We start from the raw sequence: 22,532 nt of genomic DNA, 5'->3' as shown, positions 1-22,532 counted from the left end.
CCATGGCGGACGCCAAGGTCATTCCGTTCGACGACGACCGGACCCGCTCCGGTGCCACGGCGCGGCCGTCGCGGCGCCGGAGCGCGGGGAGCCGACGCAAGAACGGCGAGCCCGCACCGGTTCGTGAGATCGGTGAGGCCGGTGAGATCGGCGAGGTCCAGCCCCTGCCCACCAGGGCCGTTGGGCAGGATGATGTTCCTGTGACGACGGATGCGCGGGACGAGGGGGGCCTGGAGCGGCGTATCGCGGGCGGGCTGTCCTTCCTGCGGCGCCGGCTCACGGGGGACTACGAGGTCGACGACTTCGGCTACGACGAGGAGCTCACCGACCAGGTCCTGATGTCGCTGCTGCGGCCGGTGTACGAGAAGTACTTCCGGGTCGAGGTCAAGGGCATCGAGAACATCCCGGCGGAGGGCGGGGCGCTGATCGTCGCCAACCACTCCGGGACGCTGCCGCTGGACGGGCTGATGATGCAGGTCGCCGTCCACGACCACCATCCGGCCGGCCGTCATCTGCGGTTGCTCGCCGCTGATCTGGTGTTCGTGCTGCCGGTCGTGAACGAGCTGGCGCGCAAGCTAGGGCACACCCTCGCCTGCTCGGAGGACGCCGAGCGGCTGCTCGGGGCGGGGGAACTGGTCGGGGTGATGCCGGAGGGCTTCAAGGGCATCGGCAAGCCCTTCAGCGAGCGCTACAAGCTCCAGCGGTTCGGGCGGGGCGGCTTCGTCTCCACCGCCCTGCGGCAGGGTGCGCCGATCATTCCCTGCTCGATCGTCGGGGCGGAGGAGATCTACCCGATGATCGGCAACGCGAAGACCCTGGCTCGGCTGCTCGGCTTCCCGTACTTTCCGCTGACGCCGACCTTCCCGTGGCTCGGCCCCTTGGGTGGGATTCCGTTGCCGACGAAGTGGACGATCCAGTTCGGGGAGCCGATTCGGACGGACGGGTATCCGCCGGAGGCGGCGGAGGATCCGATGCTGATGTTTAACCTGACGGACCAGGTACGGGAACAGATCCAGCACACGTTGTACAAGCTGTTGGTGCAGCGGCGGTCGGTGTTCTTCTGACGCGGGTGGGTGCGGTGGTGGGTCGTCCCGGTGCCGGGAGTCGGCGGACGGGGTCCGGCGCGGCCGTGCGAAGCCCGCGGAGCGGTGCGAGGGCGGCAGTCAGGAGGGGCCAAGCTGTTGGTGCAGCGGCGGTCGGTGTTCTTCTGAGCAGTTCCGGCGGCTGTTTTCGCAGTCGTACGGCGATGGGGGCGCCCCTCGCTGAGAGGCGCCCCCATCGGTTGTGCTGGTTCTGTCAGGTCGCGTCGTCGCTGTCGATGCCCAGGCCCGGGAGGAGGCCGGGGAGGAGGGGTGGGATGGTGACGTCGGGGTCGGTGGAGGGGGTGCTCGTCGACGGGGACGTCGAGCCGGTGCCCTCCGGCTGGTCGAGGAGGCCGCCCGTGCTGCCGCCCAGGAGGCCGTCATCGGTCGTTCCGGAGCCGCTGGACTTGCTGGGGCTGCTGCCCGTACCCGTGCCGCCGGTCTGGGAGGTGTCGCCGGCGCTGGGGGGCGCCGAGCGGCCCGTGCCCGTCGAGGTGTCGGCGGACGAGGAGCCCGAGCCCTGTCCGCCGGTGCCGCCCTGGGCGGGGGGGTGGGGGAGCAGGGACTGCAGCGGGGCGACCTCTTCGTCTATGGCTTCGAAGACCGACGACACCTGCTGACTGACGTCGCCCAGCTGGACGGGCAGCTTCTCGCGCAGGGCGCCCCAGGCCTCGCGGTGGGAGCGGGAGAAGGCGTCCAGGGCCTGGATGGGGCCCAGGGAGTCCGGGTCGCGCTCGTACGCCTCGTGGAGCAGTCGGTGGCCCTCGGAGGCGTCGTGCCGCATGCCACTGAGGGCGCGGCGGACCTCGCCGAGGGACTCGTGGTCGAGGTGGCCGCCGCGGCCGCGCTCCATGAGGCGGCGGGCCTCGCTGAGCCGGGTGGAGGCCTGGTCGAGGTAGGTCCGGCCGCGCTCGTCGTCGCCGTCGGACAAATAGTCGAGCTTGAACTCCTCGATGCCGCGCTTGAGGCCGTAGAGCCCGTCACCGGGGAGGGCGTCGGAACTCGCGGCCGCCACCCCGCCGAAGGCTCCCGCGGCCACGCCCACGCTCAGGCCGCCCGCGGTGAGACCCTTGGCGATCCGGCTGCGCGGCCGGAACTTTCCCAGGGGGCTCGCCCGGTGCGCGCCGCCCTTGGCGCGATGGGATCGCTGTTCGGGTACCGGCGTGTCCGCCGCCTCGCCTCCCGCGGTGCCCGCCTGCAGCATGGCCTCCATCGCGGCGACCAACTGGGCCCGCTGGACGACCTTGACCTCGGGGTCGAGCTCCGGCTTGGGCAGCTCGGCGAGACTCGTCGCGAGGGCCAGGAGGCGGCCCTGCTCGGTCTGGTCCGCAGCGGCCGGCGCCGGCGGTGATCCTTCGGTCTGCTCGGCCGCAGTGTCCTGGTCGGACTGCTCCTCCAGGGCCTGGGCGAAGGCGTTCGCCCGCCGGTGCGCCGATACGTTCGCGATCACTGGCGGCACCTCCTCTCGTCATGACGGTCGACTCCCCGGGGATCTCGAGGGTTGCACGGCCCGTTCCGCTTTCCCTCGATCGAGTGATCGGGGTCGGCCGGGACGTGACCACAGGGAGCCTGTATCCCGCACAACGACTGGCGCGGCACTTGGGTTACGGACGGCGGATGATCGGATGGGGAAGGCAACGGACTTTCACTGACCGTGAGTTGGGGATTGCCGACAGTTGGTGTGCCGGGCCCTCGCCGGGCCCGGGCCGGGTCAGCGGGCGTCGTCCGGAAGGAGCCGGGCGAGGGTGCGGACGGCGCGGTACTGGAGGGTCTTGATGGCACCCTCGTTCTTGCCCATCACGCGCGCGGTCTCGGCGACGGACAGGCCCTGGAGGAAGCGGAGGGTGACGCACTCCTGCTGCTGGGGGTTGAGCCGGCGTACGGCGTCCAGCAGGGCGGCGTTGGAGAGGGACTCCAGGACGGAGTCCTCGGGGGAGCGCTCGACCTCGTTGGCGTCGAGCATCTCGCCGGTGGTGACCTCCAGCCGGAAGCGGCTGGACTTGAAGTGGTCGGCGACGAGGTTGCGGGCGATGGTGACGAGCCAGGCGCCGAAGTCGCGGCCCTGCCAGGTGAAGGTGCCGATGCGGCGCAGGGCGCGCAGGAACGTCTCACTGGTGAGGTCCTCGGCGGTCGCCTTGCCGCCGACGCGGTAGTAGATGTAGCGGTAGACGGTGTCGCTGTACTGGTCGTACAGGCGCCCGAACGCGTCGGCTTCGCCGGCCTGGGCCCGTTCGACGAGGTCCATCATCCGGGCGCTGTCGCTGTCGGCGGCGGGCCGTCGGGCCGCGGTGGTCGCGCCGCTGGTCGAGCGTCCCCTTCTGCTGACCGCGGCGCTGCTTTCCGCCAGCGCGTAGCACGGGCCCGCGGGTCCCGCCGGGACGGCGGTGGCGAGGGCCGGGACGCCGTACGCGGTGGGGACGCGCAGCGACTCTTTGATCGTGGCGACTGTTGCGCGCAGCGTAGCCAGGCCCGAGGCGTCAACCCCGACGTGTGGGTACACGGGACTCCCAGAGGCAGAGCTTCCATCACGTACAGTGCGGGACCTTTCACCCGTCGTGGCGACAGGGGGGTACCGGTTTGCGTCTGAGGAGAATAACGCTTCGTGTAGGTGCTGCTACACCGAGTTGCTCAAAACTTCGATTACGTCGCTTCTGTGCCCGAATGGCGCGCGATCAAGTTGCGCAGGGTGAGCGGTTATTGATCGGAAAGGTTTGGGTTTCGGGTCGGTCGGGCGCGTGTTGTGGCTGTGCGCGGACAACGCGAGTAGACGGCCGTCGTGGGGGGTACGACCGTCTGTTTGGTGCGGGTCCGTTGTGGCTTGTCGCGCAGTTCCCCGCGCCCCTGAAGACCTGCGCAGTTCCCCGCGCCCCTGAAGACCTGCGCAGTTCCCCGCGCCCCTGAAGACCTGCGCAGTTCCCCGCGCCCCCGAAAACCTCAGCGGCGTCGCTTGTGCAGGGCGATTGCCGCTGCTGTGCCGCCTGCCACCGCTCCCACGCCCGCCGCCGCCGGGATGCCGACCTTCGCCGCCTTGCGGCCCGTGCGGTAGTCGCGGAGGCGCCAGTCGAGGCCTCGGGCGTGTTTGCGGAGTTTGGAGTCGGGGTTGATGGCGTAGGGGTGGCCGACGAGGGAGAGCATCGGGATGTCGTTGTGGGAGTCGCTGTAGGCGGCGCAGCGGGAGAGGTCGAGGCCCTCCGCCGCGGCCAGGGCGCGGACCGCCTCCGCCTTGGCGGGGCCGTGCAGCGGCTCGCCGACGAGCTTGCCCGTGTAGACGCCGTCGACCGACTCGGCGACCGTGCCGAGGGCGCCGGTGAGGCCGAGGCGGCGGGCGATCACCGTGGCGATCTCCACCGGGGCGGCTGTGACCAACCACACCTTCTGGCCGGCGTCCAGATGGGCCTGGGCGAGGGCCCGGGTGCCCGGCCAGATGCGCTCGGCCATGTACTCGTCGTAGATCTCCTCGCCGATCGACTGGAGCTCGGCGACACGGTGGCCCTTGACGATCGACAGCGCCGAGTCGCGGGCGTCCTGCATGTGCTCGGGGTCCTCGACGCCGGCCAGCCGGAACCACGCCTGCTGCCAGGCGAACCGGACCAGGTCGCGGGTCTCGAAGAACTTGCGTTTGTACAGGCCACGGCCGAAGTGGAACAGGGCGGCGCCCTGCATCACCGTGTTGTCCAGGTCGAAGAAGGCGGCGGCCAGCGCGTCGCCGTGGACCGGGAACTGCGGTTCGGTCCCCTCTTCTTCCGGGGTCTGCTGCTGTTCTTCCTGAGTGGACTTGCGGGCGGCCTCAGCCGAGGCCTCGCCAGCCAACACGCTCCGCGCCGTGGCGGAGCGCCTACGGGGGGTGAGCCATCCGAGAGCGGCCATGGCGTGAGCATAGCCAGTTTGTTCGGTGGTTCCGGAGCCACGAGGTTCGGAGGGCGTGAACTCTCCGCGACCGCGTCGTTAAAGAGGTGCGAGGAACGGGGCGGGGACGGGGTGGGGACGACGGCGGGACGGGGCGGGAAGGAGGGGTGAGAATGGCCCGTATGAGTCCCCTCTTTCGACGGAAGGGGCCGGCCGCGCAGGACCGGCTCGTCACGCTCATCGGGAAGCCCGACTGCCATCTGTGCGAGGACGCGCACGCCGTGATCGCGAAGGTCTGCGGTGAACTCGGCGTGTCCTGGGAGCAGAAGGACATCACACAGGACAAGGCGCTGCACGACGAGTACTGGGAGCAGATCCCGGTGGTGCTCGTGGACGGCAGGCAGCACACCTTCTGGCGGGTGGACGAGGTTCGCCTCCGCAAGGAACTGGCCGGCTAGGAGCCGCCCGCCAGGAGCCGGCCGCCCCGGAAGTGACCGACCCGGAACTGACCGATCGGTACAAGACACGCCCGGCGTCGCTTAGGATCGATGGCGCTTTGGTCTCGGGGGCGGGATTCACGAGGAGTGTGTCGGTTTTGCCCCCAGGGATGTCCCTAGGAACGACGCGCGTGACCCCGGTCACGTTGGCCGGGCAAATCGGACACCATCTTTGTGCACGCGTTCACAAAGACATAGCCTGCTGTCGACGGGGCGGTCTGGGGACGCATGACCGCCCGCAGCCCCGCTCTACCCGCAGGAGCACCGTGGCAACTGGCCGAACTCACCGACCGGCGACCCGTAGCCGAGGGATTCCCGAGGCCACTGTCGCCAGGCTTCCGCTGTATCTCCGCGCGCTGACCGCACTGTCGGAGCGCTCGGTACCCACGGTCTCCTCCGAGGAACTGGCCGCGGCCGCGGGGGTCAACTCCGCCAAGCTGCGCAAGGACTTCTCCTACCTGGGTTCTTACGGAACGCGCGGTGTCGGCTACGACGTCGAGTATCTCGTCTACCAGATCTCCCGTGAGCTCGGGCTCACCCAGGACTGGCCGGTAGTGATCGTCGGCATCGGAAACCTGGGTGCCGCCCTGGCCAACTACGGCGGGTTCGCCTCCCGTGGTTTCCGGGTCGCCGCGCTCATCGACGCCGATCCCGCGATGGCCGGAAAGCCCGTCGCCGGTATCCCCGTGCAGCACACCGACGACCTCGAGAAGATCATCAACGACAACGGCGTGTCGATCGGTGTCATCGCCACGCCCGCCGGTGCCGCCCAGCAGGTCTGCGACCGGCTCGTGGCCGCCGGGGTCACCTCCATCCTGAACTTCGCGCCGACCGTCCTGTCCGTCCCGGACGGCGTCGACGTGCGCAAGGTCGACCTCTCCATCGAGCTGCAGATCCTTGCCTTCCACGAGCAGCGCAAGGCCGGCGAGGACAACGCCGCGCACGAGGGCGCCGTGGCGGCGCCGGTCGCCCACGACACCACCGACCAGGGGCCCGACGGGGACGTACCCGCCGTGATGCCGGCATGAGTCTCCTCGTCGTCGGTCTGAGCCACCGCAGCGCCCCCGTCAGCGTCCTGGAGCGGGCCTCCCTCTCCGAGGACGCGCAGTTCAAGCTGCTCCAGGACACGGTCGCCGCCGAGCCGGCCACCGAGGCCGCCGTCCTCGCCACCTGCAACCGCATCGAGCTCTACGCCGACGTGGACAAGTTCCACGCCGGTGTCGCCGAGCTGTCCACGCTGCTCGCCCAGCACAGCGGGGTGGGGCTGGAGGAGCTGACCCCCTACCTCTACGTCCACTACGAGGACCGGGCCGTCCACCATCTGTTCTCGGTGGCCTGCGGGCTGGACTCCATGGTCGTCGGCGAGGGGCAGATCCTCGGGCAGCTCAAGGACTCCCTGGCCAGGGCGCAGGAGCTGCACACCGCCGGCCGGCTGATGAACGACCTGTTCCAGCAGGGACTCAGAGTCGGCAAGCGCGCCCACTCCGAGACCGGCATCGACCGGGCCGGGCAGTCGCTGGTGACCTTCGGGCTGGAACAGTTCGCCGCCGGCGGTGAGGTGCGGGACTGGGCGCGGGGCAAGAGAGCGCTGGTCATCGGCGCGGGCTCGATGTCCTCGCTGGCCGCCGCGACCCTCGCGCGCGCCGGGGTCGCCGAGGTCGTCGTCGCCAACCGCACCTTCGACCGCGCCGAACGCCTCGCCCAGATACTGGCCGAGGACGAGAACACGGACGTGGTGGCCCGCGCGGTCCCGATCGAATCGGTGCCGGCCGAGCTGACACGTGCCGACGTCGCCGTCTCCTGCACGGGGGCGACGGGGCTCGTCCTCACGGCGGAGGCCGTCGCCGTGGCCGTCGAGGGCCGCACCGGCGAGCCCGTCGTCTTCGACGAGGAGAACCCCTCCGTACGGCCCCTGCCGCCGACCTCCCTCGGCACCGACGAGGGCTGCCCGCTGGACCTGTCCGCCGTGCAGCAGCAGCCCGGCTTCTCCGTGATGGGCGAGGCCGCCGTCGCCGGCATGGACGCCGCGACCCTGGAGCAGCACGCGGCCTGGGTCGACAACGCGAGCGTGGACCGCCGTACGGCAGGCCGCCGCGGCCCCGAGGCCGACGCCGAACTGATCACCGCGCTCGCCGCGCTCGCCGCCACCGTCGGCCGTATCCCCGAGCGCCGCAGGCCCGAGCCGGTCGCCACGCCCGTACGCCCCGAGCCGGTGCTGTTCCTGCTGGACCTGGCGATGCCGCGGGACGTCGACGCGGCCGCCCACCGGCTGGCCGGGGTGCGGCTGGTCGACATCGAGTCGCTCGCCGAGGCCTCCGCCGACGCGCCGATGGCCACCGACGTGGACCTCGTACGGCGGATCGTCGGCGACGAGGTCGCCGCGTTCGGCGCCGCCCAGCGCGCCGCGCACATCACGCCGACCGTGGTCGCGCTGCGCTCCATGGCCGCCGACGTCGTCGCCGGTGAGATCGCCCGCCTCGAAGGGCGGCTGCCCGGCCTCGACGACAAGCACCGCGCCGAGATCACCCAGACCGTCAAGCGTGTCGTCGACAAGCTGCTGCACGCGCCGACCGTCAGGGTCAAGCAGCTCGCGGCCGAGCCCGGCGGCGCCGGGTACGCCGACGCCCTGCGGACCCTGTTCGACCTCGACCAGGAGGCGGTGGCCGCCGTGTCCCGGGCCGAGGACAGCACCGAGAAGAACGCAGAGAACCGAGGGCCGGCATGAGCGGCATGAGTACGAGAGCACTGAGGCTCGGGACCAGGCGGAGCAAGCTCGCCATGGCCCAGTCCGGGCAGGTCGCCGACGACGTGCGCCGGGCGACCGGCCGGCCGGTCGAGCTCGTCGAGATCACCACCTACGGCGATGTCTCCCGCGAGCAGCTCGCGCAGATCGGCGGCACCGGTGTGTTCGTCACGGCCCTGCGCGACGCGCTGCTCAAGGGGGAGGTCGACTTCGCGGTTCACTCGCTGAAGGACCTGCCGACCACGCAGCCCGAGGACCTGGTCCTGGCCGCCGTACCGGAGCGCGAGGACCCCCGCGACGTGATCGTCGCCCGGGACGCGCTGAAGTTCACCGACCTGCCGCGCGGCTCGCGCATAGGCACCGGTTCTCCGCGCCGCATGGCGCAGCTGAACGCGTACGCCCGCGCTCACGGCCTCGACATCGAGACGGTCCCGATCCGCGGCAATGTCGACACGCGCATCGGATACGTCCGTGACGGCGTGCTGGACGCGGTGGTGCTGGCCGCCGCCGGGCTGAGCCGCATGGGCCGGATCGACGAGGTCACCGACTTCCTGTCGGTGGACACCGTGCTGCCCGCCCCCGGCCAGGGAGCACTGGCCATCGAATGTGCCGCGGACGCCGCGGACCTGATCGCCGCGCTCGGCGCGCTCGACGACCCGTTCACCCGGGTCGCCGTGACCGCCGAACGGTCACTGCTCGCCGCCCTGGAGGCCGGTTGCAGCGCCCCTGTGGGCGCGCTGGCCGACCTTCTGGCCGACGGGCAGATTGTCAAGGAAATGCGCCTGCGGGCCGTCGTCGGGACCACCGACGGCACCCGTACGGTGCAGTTGTCCACCACCGGTCCCGTGCCCGAGACGCACGACGGGGCAATGGCGCTCGGTCGCGAACTCGCCGCCGAGATGCTTGCCCAGGGCGCGGCCGGTCTGATGGGGGAGCGAGCACAGTGAGCCCCACCGCCCTTCCTGCCGCCGCCGTTCCTGAGCACGGGCACGTCACCTTCCTGGGTGCCGGACCCGGGGATCCGGGACTGCTGACTCTGCGCGCCGTGGAGGCGCTGGCGAACGCGGACGTCCTCGTCGCCGAGCACGAGGTGCTCGACGTCGTACGGACGCACGCGCGGCCCGGCGTGTCCGTCGTGAACACGGAATCGGGTCCTTCGTCGGACCCGCTTCCGGGCACAGGCACGCCTCACCCCAAGCTCGTTGACGGCACGTCAACAAGCGTCGAGGTACCCGCTGTGCGGGATGCCTCACATCTTGTCATGGAGGCCGCGCGGGGCGGCAGGCGGGTCGTCCGTGCGGTGTCCGGGGACCCGGGACTGGATACGTACGCGGCGGAGGAAATGCTCGCCTGCGCCGCCGCCGGGGTGCCGTTCGAGGTGGTCCCGGGCGTCGCGGCGGCCGTCGGCGTGCCCGCGTACGCCGGGGTGCCGCTGCGGGACGCGCAGGGCGCGGACGTCCGGTTCGTGGACGCGCGCACGGCGTCCGACCGCTGCTGGACGGAGGTCGGCGCCTCCGACGGGACGGTGGTCGTCTCCACGACCCTCGACTCCGTCGCCGCGGCGGCCGGTGAGCTGGTCTCGGCGGGCCGCAAGCCCGACACCCCGATGACGGTCACGGTCGCCGGTACGACGACCCGCCAGCGCACCTGGTCGGCCACCCTCGGCACGATCGCGCAGACGCTGAAGCAGGCGAAGGTGCTGCCCTCGCCGGACGGCGGCCGCCCGGTGATAGTCGTGGTCGGCGAGCGTTCCGCCCCCGCCCAGCGCGACCGGCTGGCGTGGTTCGAGTCCAAGCCGCTGTTCGGCTGGAAGGTCCTCGTCCCGCGCACGAAGGAGCAGGCGGCGTCGCTCTCCGACCAACTGCGGTCCTACGGCGCCGTCCCGCACGAGGTGCCGACGATCGCCGTCGAACCGCCGCGGACCCCGCAGCAGATGGAGCGGGCCGTCAAGGGCCTGGTCACCGGCCGCTACGAGTGGATCGCCTTCACCTCGGTCAACGCGGTCAAGGCCGTCCGGGAGAAGTTCGAGGAGTACGGCCTCGACGCCCGCGCCTTCGCCGGCATCAAGGTGGCCGCGGTGGGCGAGCAGACCGCCAAGGCGCTGATCGCCTTCGGCGTGAAGCCGGACCTGGTGCCGAGCGGCGAGCAGAGCGCCGCCGGTCTCCTGGAGGACTGGCCGCCGTACGACCCGGTGTTCGACCCGATCGACCGTGTCTTCCTGCCGCGTGCCGACATCGCCACGGAGACCCTCGTAGCCGGGCTGATCGAGCTCGGCTGGGAGGTCGACGACGTCACGGCCTACCGCACCGTGCGGGCCTCACCGCCGCCGGCGGAGACCCGCGAGGCGATCAAGGGCGGCGGCTTCGACGCGGTGCTCTTCACGTCGTCCTCGACCGTCCGCAACCTGGTGGGCATCGCGGGCAAGCCGCACAACGTGACGGTCATCGCGTGTATTGGTCCCGCTACCGCCAAAACGGCTGAGGAGCACGGGCTGCGGGTCGACGTCATGGCCCCCGAGCCGTCCGCGCTCAAGCTGGCGGAGGCCCTGGCCGACTTCGGCCTGCGCCGCCGCACCGCGGCCCTGGAGGCGGGGGACCCGGTGACCCGGCCGAGCGAGCGGAGGCCGGGGTCGCGGAGGCGTCGGGCGACCTGATCAACCGGTCCGTCCGAGTGACGTGTGTGAGGCCTGCTCCCGAAGTGACGCGAGAGTCTCAGCGACACGCCGTCGGCACGGCGTGTCGCTGAGACTGTGCGCACACTTCCCCCAGCCTTCTACGACGCCCTCGCCGCGACCGATCCGTCGGAGCCCGGAGGCGTACGGCAGGAAGGTCGCCCAGGTGGTGAGGGTGAGGGGCTGCGAACGTCCCTTCCGCGGCCCGCAGCCCAGCGGGAGCGTGAGCGCGGTCAGGACCCACGCCGCGGTGGCTATCAGCATGGACCACACTCCGTGCCGTCCGCGCACGGCACGGACCAGCGCCCACGCGTTCGCCGGGACGCGGGTGGGGGGCGCGCCCCGCCAGGACGGGGGCCACAGGATGCGGTGGGTGCGGACGCCCTTCCCCGGGCTCACGGCCCCTCGCAGGCGGTCACCGACCACACGCCTCACAGCGGTCCTCCTCTCGTGCTCGGCCGGCCGGCCCCTCACGCGGAACGGCGGCGGCCTTCACGATCGGATGTGATCGTGAAGGCCGCCTCCGTTTGCCTTGTCCGCGGACCTACTTGAGGTACACCAGCCCGTCGGTTGTGATCGTCGGGCGGCCGCTGGTGCCCACGACCACGATCTTGATCGTGTGCTTGGCGCTGGTCGACCAGGTCTTGGTCCAGATCGCCTGGCGGTACAGGGTGGTGGAGGACATCAGGTCGACCGTCGCGGTCTTGACGCCGTCGACGTAGACGTACGCCTGGCCGGAGGTGGACGCGCGGGAGACCACCCAGGAGGCGGAGCGGCCGGTGAAGGTCCAGGTCAGGGACGCGCCCTTGGAGCCGCTGGAGTACGACTTGCCGCCGAGGTAGCTGGTCGACGAACGGCTGGTCCAGGTGCCGGACTTGACCGCGGAGGTCTCCTGGAGGATCACCGGGGTGACCGACGTCGAAGCCGTGCGGTAGTTGCCGGCGTAGTCGTAGGCCCGCAGGGACCAGGTGGTGGCGGTGCCCGGCTTGGCCGTACGGCTGGAGCTGGTGACCGTCGGGCCGAAGGTCGCGGTGGTCGGAGCCAGCAGCTTCACGTAGCGCAGGGCCTTGTCGTCGGCGGCCTTCCAGCCCAGGGTGACCGGGACGGCGGTGGAGCTGACGGTGCCGGTGCGCAGGGAGAGCTTCGGGGCGGTGGTGAAGGTGGGGGCCGTGGTCTCGGCGACGAGGTTCAGCGCGGCGGTCGTCGTCACCTTGCCGGACTGGTGCACCGCCCGTACGGCGAGGGTGTGGCTGCCCACCGGGAGGGTGGCGCTCGCGGAGGTGGCGGTGCCCGAGGCGGTGGCCACGGCCTTGCCGTCGGCCAGCAGCTCGAACTTCGAGATCAGTGTGCCGGGCGTGGTCGTCGTCCACTTCACCGTGACGGCGCCCTTGGTGTAGTACGTCGAGCCCGACAGGGTCGCGCCACCGGCCACCGAGGTGACCTTCAGGCCCTGCACCGGACCGGCGGCCCAGGCGCGGACGGTGGGCAGCTGGTCGTAGAGCAGACCGCCGGGGCACTGCGTGTTGTAGCCGTCGCGGTGGCCCGAGATCCGGTTGAAGGTGTAGCGGGTGCCCGAGGTGAAGCTCTTGCCGAAGTAGTTCGTCTGGGTCGCGCCCGCGGTGAGCTGGACGGTACCGGCCGGGTCGGCGCCGTACTGGCCGAGCTTCCAGGCCGCCAGGCGCGCGATGGAGGTCAGCGCGGCGTTGGTGGCGGTCGTCTGGGTGTAGTCGCCGAGGACGGCGACGGCCGCGGCCTCACGGTTCCAGCCGTAGGTGTGGGCGCCGAGCACCGGCAGGTCCACGCCGCCCTTGCGGCCCTCGTACAGGGTGCCGCACTTGTCGACGAGGAAGTTGTAGCCGATGTCCTTCCAGCCGCTGACCTGCACGTGGTACGCGTAGATGCTGCGGATGATCGACGGCGTCTGGTCGCAGGTGTAGTTGTTGGTGCCGTCCGTGTGGTGCACGAACATCGCCTTGACGTCGGCGTTGTACTCCGGCGCGTCCGGGCTGATCGACTCGTCGGCGCCCCAGTCGGCGCGCGAGAGGATCGGCGGCTGGGGGACGGTGGACTTCGGGGCGGTGGGGGTCGTGGGGGTGGGGGAGGCGGTGGCCGACGGGGTCGTGGTCGGGGACGCGCTGCCCGTCGAGGGGTTCGCCGTGACCTCGGGTGCGGTGTCCGTGGGGGAGGCCGAGGCCGTGTCGGTGGCGGTGTCCGTCGGGGAGGCGGAGGCCGTGTCGGTGGGCGAGGCGGACGGGTCGGCCGTCGCCGAGGAGGTGTCGCCGGGGCTCGGCTCCATGACGAAGGCCGCGGGCTCGGTGCCGGTCCTCGTCTCGGCGTCGGTCGCCACGCCCGGGTCGACCAGGTCGACCCGCAGGCCCTTGGGCAGCGCGGCGGTGGTGCCGTTCTTGCGGACGACCTGCACCTGGACACCGTCGGAGGGGCCGACCCAGGCCGGCTCGGACGCGCCGCGCACCTTCGGGCCGGGCTCGTCCAGCGGGTCGACGTCCAGCTCGAGGTCGTGCCAGGCGCTCCACTCGCCGGTCGCCACACTGCGGGTGCGTACCTGCGCTGTGCCGGCCAGCCGCTTGGCGCCCCCGGTCCAGGTGACGCCGAGCAGCGAGAACTCCTCGGTGTCCGTGCGCGGCAGCTCCTGGCGGTCGGCCGAGGCGCCCTTCAGCGCGAGGCCGTAGACCTTCACCGGCCGCTTGGGCCTGGTGCCCTGGTCGGCGGACGGGCCTGCGACGGCGTACGTCACCACACCCCCGCTGCCCAGCAGCACCGCACCGAGCGTCAGCCAGGCTCTTCTGCGCACGCTCAGCGGTCTGTACGCGCGTGTCCCACCCCGGCGTCGACGTCGAGTCACGACGAAACCCCACCCTTATTCAACAAAAATGGTCATTGGGGGCACAGCTGATCAACAGGTGGCCCGTAGAGAGAGCGCTCACGGGTGAAAAAACGTCACACCTGTCCCAGGAGGGCCGACTCGGCGTCGGCAAAGGCAGGGTCGGGACGGGCGTAGCGTGGACGCATGACGAAGTACGGATCCTTCCCCGGTTCGCGTCCGCGGCGGCTGCGGACCACCCCCGTCATGCGGCGCATGGTCGCCGAGACCCGGCTGCACCCGGCGGACTTCATCCTGCCCGCGTTCGTGCGGGAGGGCGTGAGCGAGCCGGTGCCGATCCAGGCGATGCCCGGGGTCGTGCAGCACACGCGCGACAGTCTGAAGAAGGCCGCGCTGGAGGCCGTGGAGGCCGGGGTCTCCGGGATCATGCTCTTCGGTGTGCCGGAGGAGTCGAAGAAGGACGCGCTGGGCACGCCGGGGACCGACCCGGACGGGATCCTCCAGGTCGCCCTCCGGGACGTGCGCGCCGAGGTCGGCGACGACCTGCTCGTCATGTCCGACCTGTGCCTCGACGAGACGACCGATCACGGGCACTGCGGTGTGCTCGACGCGCAAGGGCGTGTCGACAACGACGCGACCCTGGAGCGGTACGCGGAGATGGCGCAGGTGCAGGCCGACGCCGGAGCCCATGTGGTGGGGCCCAGCGGGATGATGGACGGGCAGATCGGGGTCGTCCGCGACGCGCTCGACCAGATCGGGCGGGAGGACGTGGCGATCCTCGCCTACACCGCCAAGTATTCGTCCGCCTTCTACGGGCCGTTCCGGGAGGCCGTCGGCTCGTCCCTGAAGGGCGACCGGAAGACGTACCAGCAGGACCCCGCCAACTTCCGTGAGTCCATGCGGGAGCTGGCGCTGGATCTGGAGGAGGGCGCCGACATGGTGATGGTCAAGCCGGCCGGCCCCTACCTCGACATCCTGGCGCGGGTCGCGGACGCCGTGGACGTGCCGGTGGCGGCGTACCAGATCTCCGGGGAGTACTCGATGGTCGAGGCCGCCGCGGAGAAGGGCTGGGTCGACCGGGACCGGGCGATCTTTGAGACGCTCACCGGGATCAAGCGGGCGGGGGCGCGGAACATTCTTACGTATTGGGCTACTGAGGCGGCACTGAAGCTGCGCTTGTAGTGCCGGGGCAGGTCGTTGGTTCGCTGCGGCTCCGTCGTGGCTGGTCGCGCCCACGCGGCGGAGCCGCACATCGATACGGCCCCGCGCCCCTTTAGGGAGTTGCTGGGGCCGGAGTTGAGATTGGTCCGGTGTTGGAGGGGCCCTCGTCTCGTAGGCCCTGGCCGTCGTTGCAGGCGGTGAGGGTCAGGGCCGCCGTCGCGGTGAGGGCGGCGGCGAGGAGGCGGATGCGTCGTCGGGGCATGGGGCAAGCGTGGGTCGTGGGGCCTCCGGTCTTCCATGTCTGCCGGGCAAGTCGGGACGCTGATCCGGTCCCATGCCGGGTGACCTGCGGAAACGGTGTCCTTTCGGGACGGGTTGTGGGACGCGGACGGGGTAGGGGCGCCGTCCATATGCCAGAAGGTCATGTGTAGGCGGCACCTATCTCTCTAGGGTGCCGTCATGACTCTCAGATCCGTCTCCGCCCCCGTCTCCGCCCCGCCTCCGCTCGCCGCGCGCGCCCGGTCGACCGGGGGCTCTCCCGTCCGGGACATTCTCGCCGTCACCGCCCGCCCCGAGATGATCAACTTCGCGGGCGGGCTTCCCGCGCCGGAACTCTTCGACCGGGACGGCGTGGCCGCGGCCTTCCGGCACGTCCTGGAGGAGACCCCGGCGCAGGCCCTGCAGTACGCCACCACCGAGGGCGAGCCCGCGCTGCGCGAGGCGCTCGCGGCGCGGACCTCGGCACGGGGGCTCGCGACCGCCGCCGACGACCTCCTCGTCACCACCGGCAGCCAGCAGGCCCTCTCCCTCCTCGCCACGGCCCTCCTCGACCTCGGCGACACGGTCCTGGTCGAGGCCCCCTGCTATCTCGCCGCCCTCCAAGTCTTCGGCCTCGCCGGAGCCCGGATCGTCGCCGTGCCGGGGGATGCGGACGGGCCCGATCCCGAGGCCCTGGCCGAGCTGGTGGTGCGCGAGCGGCCCAAGCTGCTCTACACCGTCCCCACCTTCCAGAACCCCACCGGCCGCACCCTGCCCGCCGGCCGCCGCGCCGCGATCGCCTCCGTCGCCGCCCGCCACGGCCTGTGGATCGTCGAGGACGACCCGTACGGCGAACTCCGCTACGACGGTGAGCGCGTCCCCTGGATCGCCGCCCACCCCGACGCCCTCGACCGCACGGTGCTGCTCGGCTCCTTCTCCAAGGTCATGGCGCCGGGCCTGCGGCTGGGCTGGCTGCGCGGGCCCGCCGAACTGCGCCGCGCCTGTGTCGTCGCCAAGCAGGCGGCCGACCTGCACACCCCGACCGTCAACCAGCTCGCCGCGGCCCGCTATCTCGCCGTCAACGACCTCGACGCGCATGTGGCGAAGGTGGCCGCCGTCTACCGCGAGCGGCGGGACGCCATGCTGGCCGGGCTCGGCGAGGCCCTGCCGGACGGCTCGGTCTGGAACCGGCCCGAGGGCGGCATGTTCCTCTGGGTCCGGCTGCCGGAGTCGTACGACACGACCGCCCTGCTTCCGCAGGTGGTGCGGCAGGACGTGGCGTACGTCCCCGGCGCCCCCTTCTACGCCGGCGAGCCCGACCGCTCCACACTCCGGCTCTGCTTCGTGACCCAGACACCGGAGGAGATAGGGGAGGGACTGCGCAGGCTGGGGAAGGGCCTCAAGCGGTAGCGCGGCGCGCTCAGTCCCACCAGAACGACCAGATGTGCTCTCCGACGAGCTGATCGGCGTAGGACTCCGGCGATCCCGGGCCCTGCGTGATGTTGTCCGGGCAGAACGCGAAGTGCTCCGCTGCCACCGCCCGCGCCTCCTCCACCGTGGTCGGCGGGGCGGCGACGGACAGCACGAGAACGTCGAAGCCGAGCCCCACCACCCGTATGCCGAAGCGGTCCTCCCACGAGCGCAGGACGGCCGACAACCGGGCCGTGTCGCCCTCGTAGTTGGCCGGGCCCGCCCAGCCGATGGCCGTGGGCACGTCCGCGCTGCGCCGGGCCGGGACGAGGGCGAGATGCGGCGTCCGGAACCAGGGCGGCACCTCGCTCGTCAGCAGGTCGGCGATGTGCGCGGCGCGGGTGTCCGGATCGGAGGTGAGCGCCGGGCTCGCGGCAGGCCCCGGCCACTCCTCGCCCTCTGCGGCGACCTCCGCCCAGTACTCCGCGAGGACCTCCTCGGCGTCATGGTCACCGGGGTAGGACACCTCCCCCGGCATCAGCTCCCACTCGTCCGGACCGCCCTGCGAACCGCCCAGGTCGACCAGGACCGGCAGCAGCCCCGCCCGCGCCGAACGCGCCCCCAGCGCCGACCAGTTGCCCGCCGCGGCCGGCCGCTCGGCATGCCACAGCAACGGCTCGTGCCACGGTCCCTCGTCGGTCGCGTCGATCAGTCTCCCCGGCGGGAGTTGGAGCCCCAGCGAGCGACCGCTCGGGTCGGAGGCCAACTTGGGCAGCGGGTTGGGAAGAGTCGCCATGCCCGTGACTGTAAGGGCAGGCACTGACAACGAACGGCCTGCCGGCCGCCACGGCGGCGGTCGCCCAGCGGCCCCTGCTATGTCGGGGCGACTTCCAGGACGTAGACACGGGCCAGGTCCTCGACGCGTTTGGGCACGAGTGCCGCCTCGGCCGTCGCGAGGAACACCAGGCCGGTGGTGGAAGCCGAGTGCAGCCGGGTGCCGATGGTGTCGCCGGTTCGTGTGGACATCCGCACCTCGATCACGTCCGGCACCCGGGCCAACTCGTCGGGGGTGGAGACGCGTACGACACGGCCGGGTCGCACCGGCAGGTCACAGTTGGCGATGATCTCGTCCCGTAGGGGTGCGACCGGGCCACTCACCCCGGCCGGGCGACCGAGCGAGGTGTCCATGAACACCCGCCAGAGGTCGATGCCGTACTTCATCTTCACCGCGTCGACGATTCCCCCGCCCGCCGGGCGGCAGGAGATCTCGCCGATCACGAACCCGTCGCCGGTCCCGAACAGTTCCATGTGCGTCACGCCGGTGTCGAGCCCGAGGGCGTTCACCGTCGCCTGGTGCAGTTCGCGGATCACCCCGACAGCCGGGTCGTCCTCCGGCAGCAGATACGAGCCGGTGAAGGCGTCCGTCCGGCCCAGGAGCGGCATGAAGTAGCGCTGCACGGCCGCGAATTCGACTCGTCCGTCCGAGACCACCCCGTCACAGTGGTACTCACCCTCCATCTCGACGAACCGCTCGACCAGCAGCGGGCACTGCGCACGGCGCAGACCGTCCGCGGCGGACGAGGCCAGCAGCTCGGTCAGTTCCTGGGCCGAGGACAGCCGGAAGGTGTTCATCGAGCCGGTACCGAGGGCCGGTTTGAGCACCACCGGCCAGCCGAGCTCGGCCGCCGCGGCGGGCGCCTGCGACAGCGATCCGATCACCCGGTGTGCCGCGACCGGCAGGCCCGCCGCGGTGAGCGCCGACTTCATCACCGCCTTGTTGGAGAACCTGTTCGCCGTCTCGAAGCCGATCCCGCCCAGTCCGAGGAACGAACGCAGATAGCCGCCGGCGGGGAGGCTCCGCTCGGAAGGAGCCACCACATGGTCGATCGGCTGACGCGCCAGCAGATCCAGGGCGACCCGGCGGACGGCGGTCAGGTCGGCGATGTCGTCGACGAAGTGCAGCCGTACGTCCGGGGTGTACATCCGTGCGTACGAGCTTTCGGTGACGACGTCGATCTCGGCATCGGGTGCGGCCTCGCGGAGCCGGTCCACCGCCTCCGACTTGCCGGAGTTCACCACCAACACGTGCTCGCTCATGCCAGCTCCGTCCGTGCGCGGTCGAGGTACCACAGGACATAGGCGTAGACAGCGAGCCAGGTCTGTGCGGTGGCGAGCGCCCGCTCGTACTTCAGCCAGCCCGCGAGGGCGTTCGCCGCACCGACGTACAGCCTGGCGCGCAGGATCGAGGGATCGTTCGGGCCGAGTCCGGCGAGCAGCCGTTCCTCGAGCCGCTTCAGGTTGCCGTCCACCGTGAACGGGGTCGTCAGTCCGGAAAGGTCGAGCGTGCCGTCCGGCACCGAGGGCAGCTCGGGCAGCAGCGACTCGGACGTGCCGTCGGCGACGGCCTGGAGGAGTCCGCTCATCGGCAGCGCGCTGTGCAGCAGGGTCGCGAAGTCGTAGCTGGGATCGCCGAACCCGATGTCCGGCCGGTCCCGGCCGTCCCACACCGTGCGCGGGTCGACGAACACCGGGGAGCCGTCCGCACGGCGCAGCATGTTCTTCAGGTGGACGTCCCCGTGCACCAGACATCCGGAGTCCGGCAGCAGCGAGGCCGAGGCATCGTCCAGCCAGCGAGTCGTCGCCGTGTACCCCGGCAGCCGTTCACCGGTCGGAAGAACCACGTCCGCAGCGAGTACGGCCGTCGGCTCCCAGTCGGGGAAGAAGGCCCGGAAGGTGTCGACGAAGCCCTCGTGCGACACCACGGCGTGGAAGCGCTCACGGAAGAGATAGTCGGCGACGGTGGGCCTTCGCGGTTTCGCCGTCGCCGTGTAGAGGACACTCAGCAACCGAAGGTGCGGTTCGAGCTCCTGCAGCGCGCCCTCGGCGAGTGCGAATTTCGCCTTGTCACCGAAGACGACGTTGTCGAGGGTGAGCGGCTCGACCTGCTCCATCAGGGACGTCGCCTGCGTGCCCTCACGGTGCACACCGTGCAGCACCGGGAACAACGGGCCGGTCCCCTGTGCCGCGAGCCGGGTGTTGACCTCATCGACGAACGCGGTCTCCGCGTCGATGACCGCGCGCGGTCCGACCTTCGCCACGAGCGGGATGCCCGCCTCGAAGGCCACGATGCCCAGTGAGTCCGCACCGTTGGCGTACGTGGCCGTCACACCGGCGGACGCGGAGGCCGGGTCGGCCCCGGCGGCCGTGGCCCAGTCACGCAGGCGGTCCGCGGTGAGCAGGTCGATCACCGCGCGGGTGTGCGCCACGCTGTCGGTGATGCCGGTGACGAGCAGACCGTCGCGCGGCCCGCCGAGCACCATCGTCCAGCGCAGGAGGAAGCGGCCCTCGTCGACATCGGTGTGCGGCACCAACGCCGCGTCGTCCTCCGTGAACCGGGCGATGGACCGGCTGAGTCCGCCCAGATGGACGTGCCTGTCAGGAGGCTCGGTGCTGGCCGCGGCGACGGTGATGCCCAGGTGCGACAGCCGGGCCGACGCGGTGGACAGCAGCAGCATCTGGTTGGTGCAGCCGGACAACTGCGGATGCCGTTCACCGACTCCGTGGCCGGGATAGGCGAACACCACGGTCACCGTGCCCGGGGGCAGGGGTGTGCCGTGCCGCTCGAAGACCGCGTGGACGGCGGCGCGCTCCTCGTCGGTCGTGATGCGCGCGGTACCGTGCAGGTCGGTGGCCGTTGCGGCCGGGATGCTCACGGGTTCGGTGCTCCTAACGGGACTCGACGGACGCGTTCTCGGCGATGGACTGGACAATGTCCGCGGCTCGCATGGGCATCAGGGACAGCAGCACTTCGCTGAACCCGTGCGTGGCCTCCGCGAAGCCCTGGAGGAAGATCCGCGGCCCGAAGCCCTCGACACTCTCGATGGCGTAGTCGCGCCGGATCGCGTACCGCTCCGGGGTCTCCATGCGCAGATACTGATCGAGTCCGGCGAGTGCGGGGATCGGCATCGGATAGCGGTAACCGGTGGCGAGGATGACAGCGTCGGCGTCGACCTCGCTGGTCTCTCCGCTGTCGAGGTGGAAGTAGGTGGCCACCGCGCGCTCGGCATCCGAGCGGGCCCCGACCAGTTCGGTGAACCGGTGGAGGGTGACGAAATGCGTGTCGTCCTCGGGGCGCATGGCGAAACCGCGGATGTTCGTGGTGATCCGCGCGTTCGGATAGGAACGGCGGAGGTGCATGAACACATCGGCGGAGGTCTGGCCGGAGCCGACGACGTTGAAGTGGTACGGCGCGGACAGGTCGTCGAAGGAGCGCTCCAAACGCTCCCGGGTCTCCGAGGCATGGAACACCCGCTCGCCGAGCCCGGCGCCCTCGGGGACGTACGGGGTGCCACCGGGCGCGATCAGCAGATTGCGGGTGAGTACGGAATCCGTCTCCCCGGTGGCCTGATCGCGTAAGACCACCCGCAGCAGCTCTGCGTCGTGCTCGCCCGGAGGTACGGCGGTCACCTCGAGGACGTCGGTACCCCACCGGACCTGCTTGTCGAACTGCTGGGCGGCCCAGGCGTAGTAGTCGTTGAACTCTACGCGCGTCGGGTAGAACGTGCGCAGGTTGATGAACTTCGCCAGCCGGTCCCGGCCACTCCTCGCCCTCCGCGGCGACCTCCGCCCAGTACTTCGCGAGGACCTCCTCGGCGTCATGGTCACCGGGGTAGGACACCTCCCCCGGCATCAGCTCCCACTCGTCCGGACCGCCCTGCGAACCGCCCAGGTCGACCAGGACCGGCAGCAGCCCCGCCCGCGCCGAACGCGTCCCCAGCGTCGACCAGCCGCCCCGGCGGGAGTTGAAGCCCCAGCGAGCGACCACTCGGGTCGGAGGCCAACTTGGGCAGCGGGTTGGGAAGAGTCGCCATGCCGGTGACTGTAGGGGCAGCCACTGACAACGGGGTTACTTCAGGGCGGCGGTGAAGTCGGTCCAGGTGGTGGGGGAGAGGCGGAGGGTGGGGCCGCTGTGGGGGGTGTGCTTGGAGTCGCGGATGTGGATGGCGGAGGGGGTGAGGGCGACTTCGAGGCAGGCGCCGCCTTCGCTGCCGCTGTAGCTCGACTTCCGCCACTCGAAGGCGACTTCGAGGCACTGGCCGCCCTGGTCGCTGCTGTATGTCGACTTGAACCACTGAAGTGCTTCGGCGCTCATCGCTCTCCTAGCAGGCGGTCGAGCAGGCCCAGTGAATCCTGGGTGGTCAGGGCCTGTGTTCGCAGCATCGCATACTTGCGCGCCAGGATGGACACCTCATCTGCGTCGGAAACCCACTGGCTGCCGCGTTGACCCTCGGCATACGCCAGGTGCTGGTGATCCGGTGTTTCGACCAGGATGAAGGGTCCGTCCAAGCCTGCGTTGCACGGGCTCCGCATCGGTAGGAACTGCAAGGAAACGCACGGCAGTTCGGCAAGCTCCCGCAGATACCGAAGTTGCGCCCGCCGATCCCCGATCTCCATGCACAGCACCGGCTCCCACACCACGAAACTCAAGGTGGGCGGGTTCTTTCGGCGCAGGATCTCCTGGCGGTCCAGCCGGAGTGCCGTGTACGTCTCGATCTCGTCCTCGTCGTACGCCGGAACCCTGTTGCGCAGTACGGCCCGGACGTACGGCTCGTTCTGGAGGAGGCCCGGCAGGACCGCGTTGTCGTACCAGGACAGCGCGATCGCCTCCCGCTCATGTTCCATGTACAGCTCGGCCCACAGGGGGAACTGGTCGATCTCCGGGAGGTTGGCCACGCCGGTCGCCAACATCCCCTTCGTGTCGAGGACTTCGTCCAGCAGCGCCGCCAGATCCGGCTTCAGGGCCCGTCTGCCCTGTTCGATCGAGGCGATGGTCTCCTCGTCCAGCCGGACGAGTTCGGCGAGACCGCCCTGGGTGTGGCCTGCCTCGCGGCGGGCCGTGCCGAGCTGTTTGCCCAGCATCCTCATGGTCGAGTGGTTCTTCCTGCGCTGGCTCATGGTGCTGCCCATCCCCGTGTGCGACGGTGCCTGACCCGGGCGGGGCCGTACAGAAATTCCGTACGAC

The 22,532-nt window shown here is 71.0% G+C and carries 19 protein-coding genes and 1 pseudogene; 8 read left to right on the top strand and 12 right to left on the bottom strand.

Annotation, left to right across the window (positions count from 1 at the left end; genetic code table 11):
- Positions 1 to 2: 2 nt before the first annotated feature.
- Positions 3 to 1,064, top strand: a complete 1,062-nt coding sequence (locus ACLZN2_RS34175; protein ID WP_416983305.1) for a lysophospholipid acyltransferase family protein — start codon at positions 3 to 5, stop codon at positions 1,062 to 1,064.
- Between the two features lie 232 nt (positions 1,065 to 1,296).
- On the opposite strand, the gene ACLZN2_RS34170 is transcribed toward ACLZN2_RS34175, so the two are convergent.
- The 3 genes from ACLZN2_RS34170 to ACLZN2_RS34160 form a co-directional block, all read right to left on the bottom strand.
- Positions 1,297 to 2,532: a DUF5667 domain-containing protein gene (locus ACLZN2_RS34170; RefSeq protein ID WP_416983303.1), complete on the bottom strand. Its 1,236-nt coding sequence runs from the start codon at positions 2,530 to 2,532 to the stop codon at positions 1,297 to 1,299.
- Positions 2,533 to 2,793: 261 nt separating this feature from the next.
- Entirely contained in the window at positions 2,794 to 3,582 is a 789-nt protein-coding gene (locus ACLZN2_RS34165; protein WP_416983302.1) for an ECF subfamily RNA polymerase sigma factor, BldN family, read from the bottom strand.
- Between the two features lie 434 nt (positions 3,583 to 4,016).
- Entirely contained in the window at positions 4,017 to 4,949 is a 933-nt protein-coding gene (locus ACLZN2_RS34160; protein ID WP_416983301.1) for an HAD family hydrolase, read from the bottom strand.
- Between the two features lie 152 nt (positions 4,950 to 5,101).
- Here ACLZN2_RS34160 and ACLZN2_RS34155 point away from each other — a divergent pair, with 152 nt between their 5' ends.
- The 5 genes from ACLZN2_RS34155 (at position 5,102) to ACLZN2_RS34135 (ending at position 10,821) form a co-directional block, all read left to right on the top strand.
- Complete coding sequence (locus ACLZN2_RS34155; protein WP_416983300.1) at positions 5,102 to 5,386, top strand: glutaredoxin family protein; 285 nt, start codon at positions 5,102 to 5,104, stop codon at positions 5,384 to 5,386.
- 305 nt (positions 5,387 to 5,691) lie between these two features.
- Complete coding sequence (locus tag ACLZN2_RS34150; protein WP_416983298.1) at positions 5,692 to 6,453, top strand: redox-sensing transcriptional repressor Rex; 762 nt, start codon at positions 5,692 to 5,694, stop codon at positions 6,451 to 6,453.
- The gene (locus ACLZN2_RS34145; RefSeq protein WP_416983297.1) at positions 6,450 to 8,150 is read left to right on the top strand and encodes a glutamyl-tRNA reductase; all 1,701 of its coding nucleotides are present in this window, start codon (positions 6,450 to 6,452) and stop codon (positions 8,148 to 8,150) included. Before ACLZN2_RS34150 ends, ACLZN2_RS34145 begins: the two co-directional genes overlap by 4 nt.
- Before the next feature lie 5 nt (positions 8,151 to 8,155).
- Positions 8,156 to 9,115: a hydroxymethylbilane synthase gene (gene hemC / locus ACLZN2_RS34140; RefSeq protein WP_416983296.1), complete on the top strand. Its 960-nt coding sequence runs from the start codon at positions 8,156 to 8,158 to the stop codon at positions 9,113 to 9,115.
- Complete coding sequence (locus ACLZN2_RS34135) at positions 9,112 to 10,821, top strand: uroporphyrinogen-III synthase (RefSeq protein WP_416983295.1); 1,710 nt, start codon at positions 9,112 to 9,114, stop codon at positions 10,819 to 10,821. Before hemC ends, ACLZN2_RS34135 begins: the two co-directional genes overlap by 4 nt.
- A 562-nt stretch (positions 10,822 to 11,383) precedes the next feature.
- Here the strand turns inward: ACLZN2_RS34135 and ACLZN2_RS34130 are convergent.
- Entirely contained in the window at positions 11,384 to 13,651 is a 2,268-nt protein-coding gene (locus tag ACLZN2_RS34130) for an N-acetylmuramoyl-L-alanine amidase (protein ID WP_416983294.1), read from the bottom strand.
- Positions 13,652 to 13,867: 216 nt separating this feature from the next.
- Here ACLZN2_RS34130 and hemB point away from each other — a divergent pair, with 216 nt between their 5' ends.
- Positions 13,868 to 14,863, top strand: coding sequence for a porphobilinogen synthase (gene hemB / locus ACLZN2_RS34125; RefSeq protein WP_416983293.1), 996 nt, complete (start codon positions 13,868 to 13,870; stop codon positions 14,861 to 14,863).
- Between the two features lie 91 nt (positions 14,864 to 14,954).
- Here hemB and ACLZN2_RS34120 read toward each other — a convergent pair whose 3' ends face one another.
- On the bottom strand, positions 14,955 to 15,104 hold the full coding sequence (locus tag ACLZN2_RS34120; protein ID WP_416983292.1) for a hypothetical protein: 150 nt from the start codon (positions 15,102 to 15,104) through the stop codon (positions 14,955 to 14,957).
- Between the two features lie 197 nt (positions 15,105 to 15,301).
- Between ACLZN2_RS34120 and ACLZN2_RS34115 the strand changes: the two genes are divergently transcribed.
- A complete protein-coding gene (locus ACLZN2_RS34115) occupies positions 15,302 to 16,510 on the top strand; it encodes a PLP-dependent aminotransferase family protein (RefSeq protein ID WP_416983291.1) in 1,209 nt (402 codons plus the stop codon).
- A gap of 10 nt (positions 16,511 to 16,520) precedes the next feature.
- Here ACLZN2_RS34115 and ACLZN2_RS34110 read toward each other — a convergent pair whose 3' ends face one another.
- From ACLZN2_RS34110 to ACLZN2_RS34080, 7 genes and pseudogenes are all read right to left on the bottom strand, one after another.
- The gene (locus tag ACLZN2_RS34110; RefSeq protein WP_416983290.1) at positions 16,521 to 17,306 is read right to left on the bottom strand and encodes a DUF4253 domain-containing protein; all 786 of its coding nucleotides are present in this window, start codon (positions 17,304 to 17,306) and stop codon (positions 16,521 to 16,523) included.
- 77 nt (positions 17,307 to 17,383) lie between these two features.
- Positions 17,384 to 18,607, bottom strand: coding sequence for a hypothetical protein (locus ACLZN2_RS34105; protein WP_416983289.1), 1,224 nt, complete (start codon positions 18,605 to 18,607; stop codon positions 17,384 to 17,386).
- Positions 18,604 to 20,223, bottom strand: coding sequence for a phosphotransferase family protein (locus tag ACLZN2_RS34100; RefSeq protein WP_416983287.1), 1,620 nt, complete (start codon positions 20,221 to 20,223; stop codon positions 18,604 to 18,606). The genes ACLZN2_RS34105 and ACLZN2_RS34100 overlap by 4 nt, the downstream gene beginning before the upstream one ends.
- A gap of 13 nt (positions 20,224 to 20,236) precedes the next feature.
- Positions 20,237 to 21,169 (bottom strand): SidA/IucD/PvdA family monooxygenase, encoded by a 933-nt coding sequence (locus ACLZN2_RS34095; protein WP_416983285.1) that lies wholly within the window; start codon positions 21,167 to 21,169, stop codon positions 20,237 to 20,239.
- Positions 21,096 to 21,381, bottom strand: a pseudogene (locus ACLZN2_RS34090) (hypothetical protein); the annotation flags it as partial. The pseudogene ACLZN2_RS34090 and the gene ACLZN2_RS34095, both read right to left, overlap by 74 nt.
- A 35-nt stretch (positions 21,382 to 21,416) precedes the next feature.
- Complete coding sequence (locus ACLZN2_RS34085) at positions 21,417 to 21,662, bottom strand: DUF397 domain-containing protein (protein ID WP_416983283.1); 246 nt, start codon at positions 21,660 to 21,662, stop codon at positions 21,417 to 21,419.
- A complete protein-coding gene (locus ACLZN2_RS34080; RefSeq protein WP_416983281.1) occupies positions 21,659 to 22,465 on the bottom strand; it encodes a helix-turn-helix domain-containing protein in 807 nt (268 codons plus the stop codon). Before ACLZN2_RS34080 ends, ACLZN2_RS34085 begins: the two co-directional genes overlap by 4 nt.
- Between the last annotated feature and the right edge of the window lie 67 nt (positions 22,466 to 22,532).

The sequence above is a fragment of the Streptomyces sp. T028 genome (assembly GCF_048159505.1).
Lineage (GTDB): Bacteria > Actinomycetota > Actinomycetes > Streptomycetales > Streptomycetaceae > Streptomyces.
The sequence above is the reverse complement of the archived record's forward strand: the minus strand, read 5'-3'. Positions and strand labels throughout refer to the sequence as shown.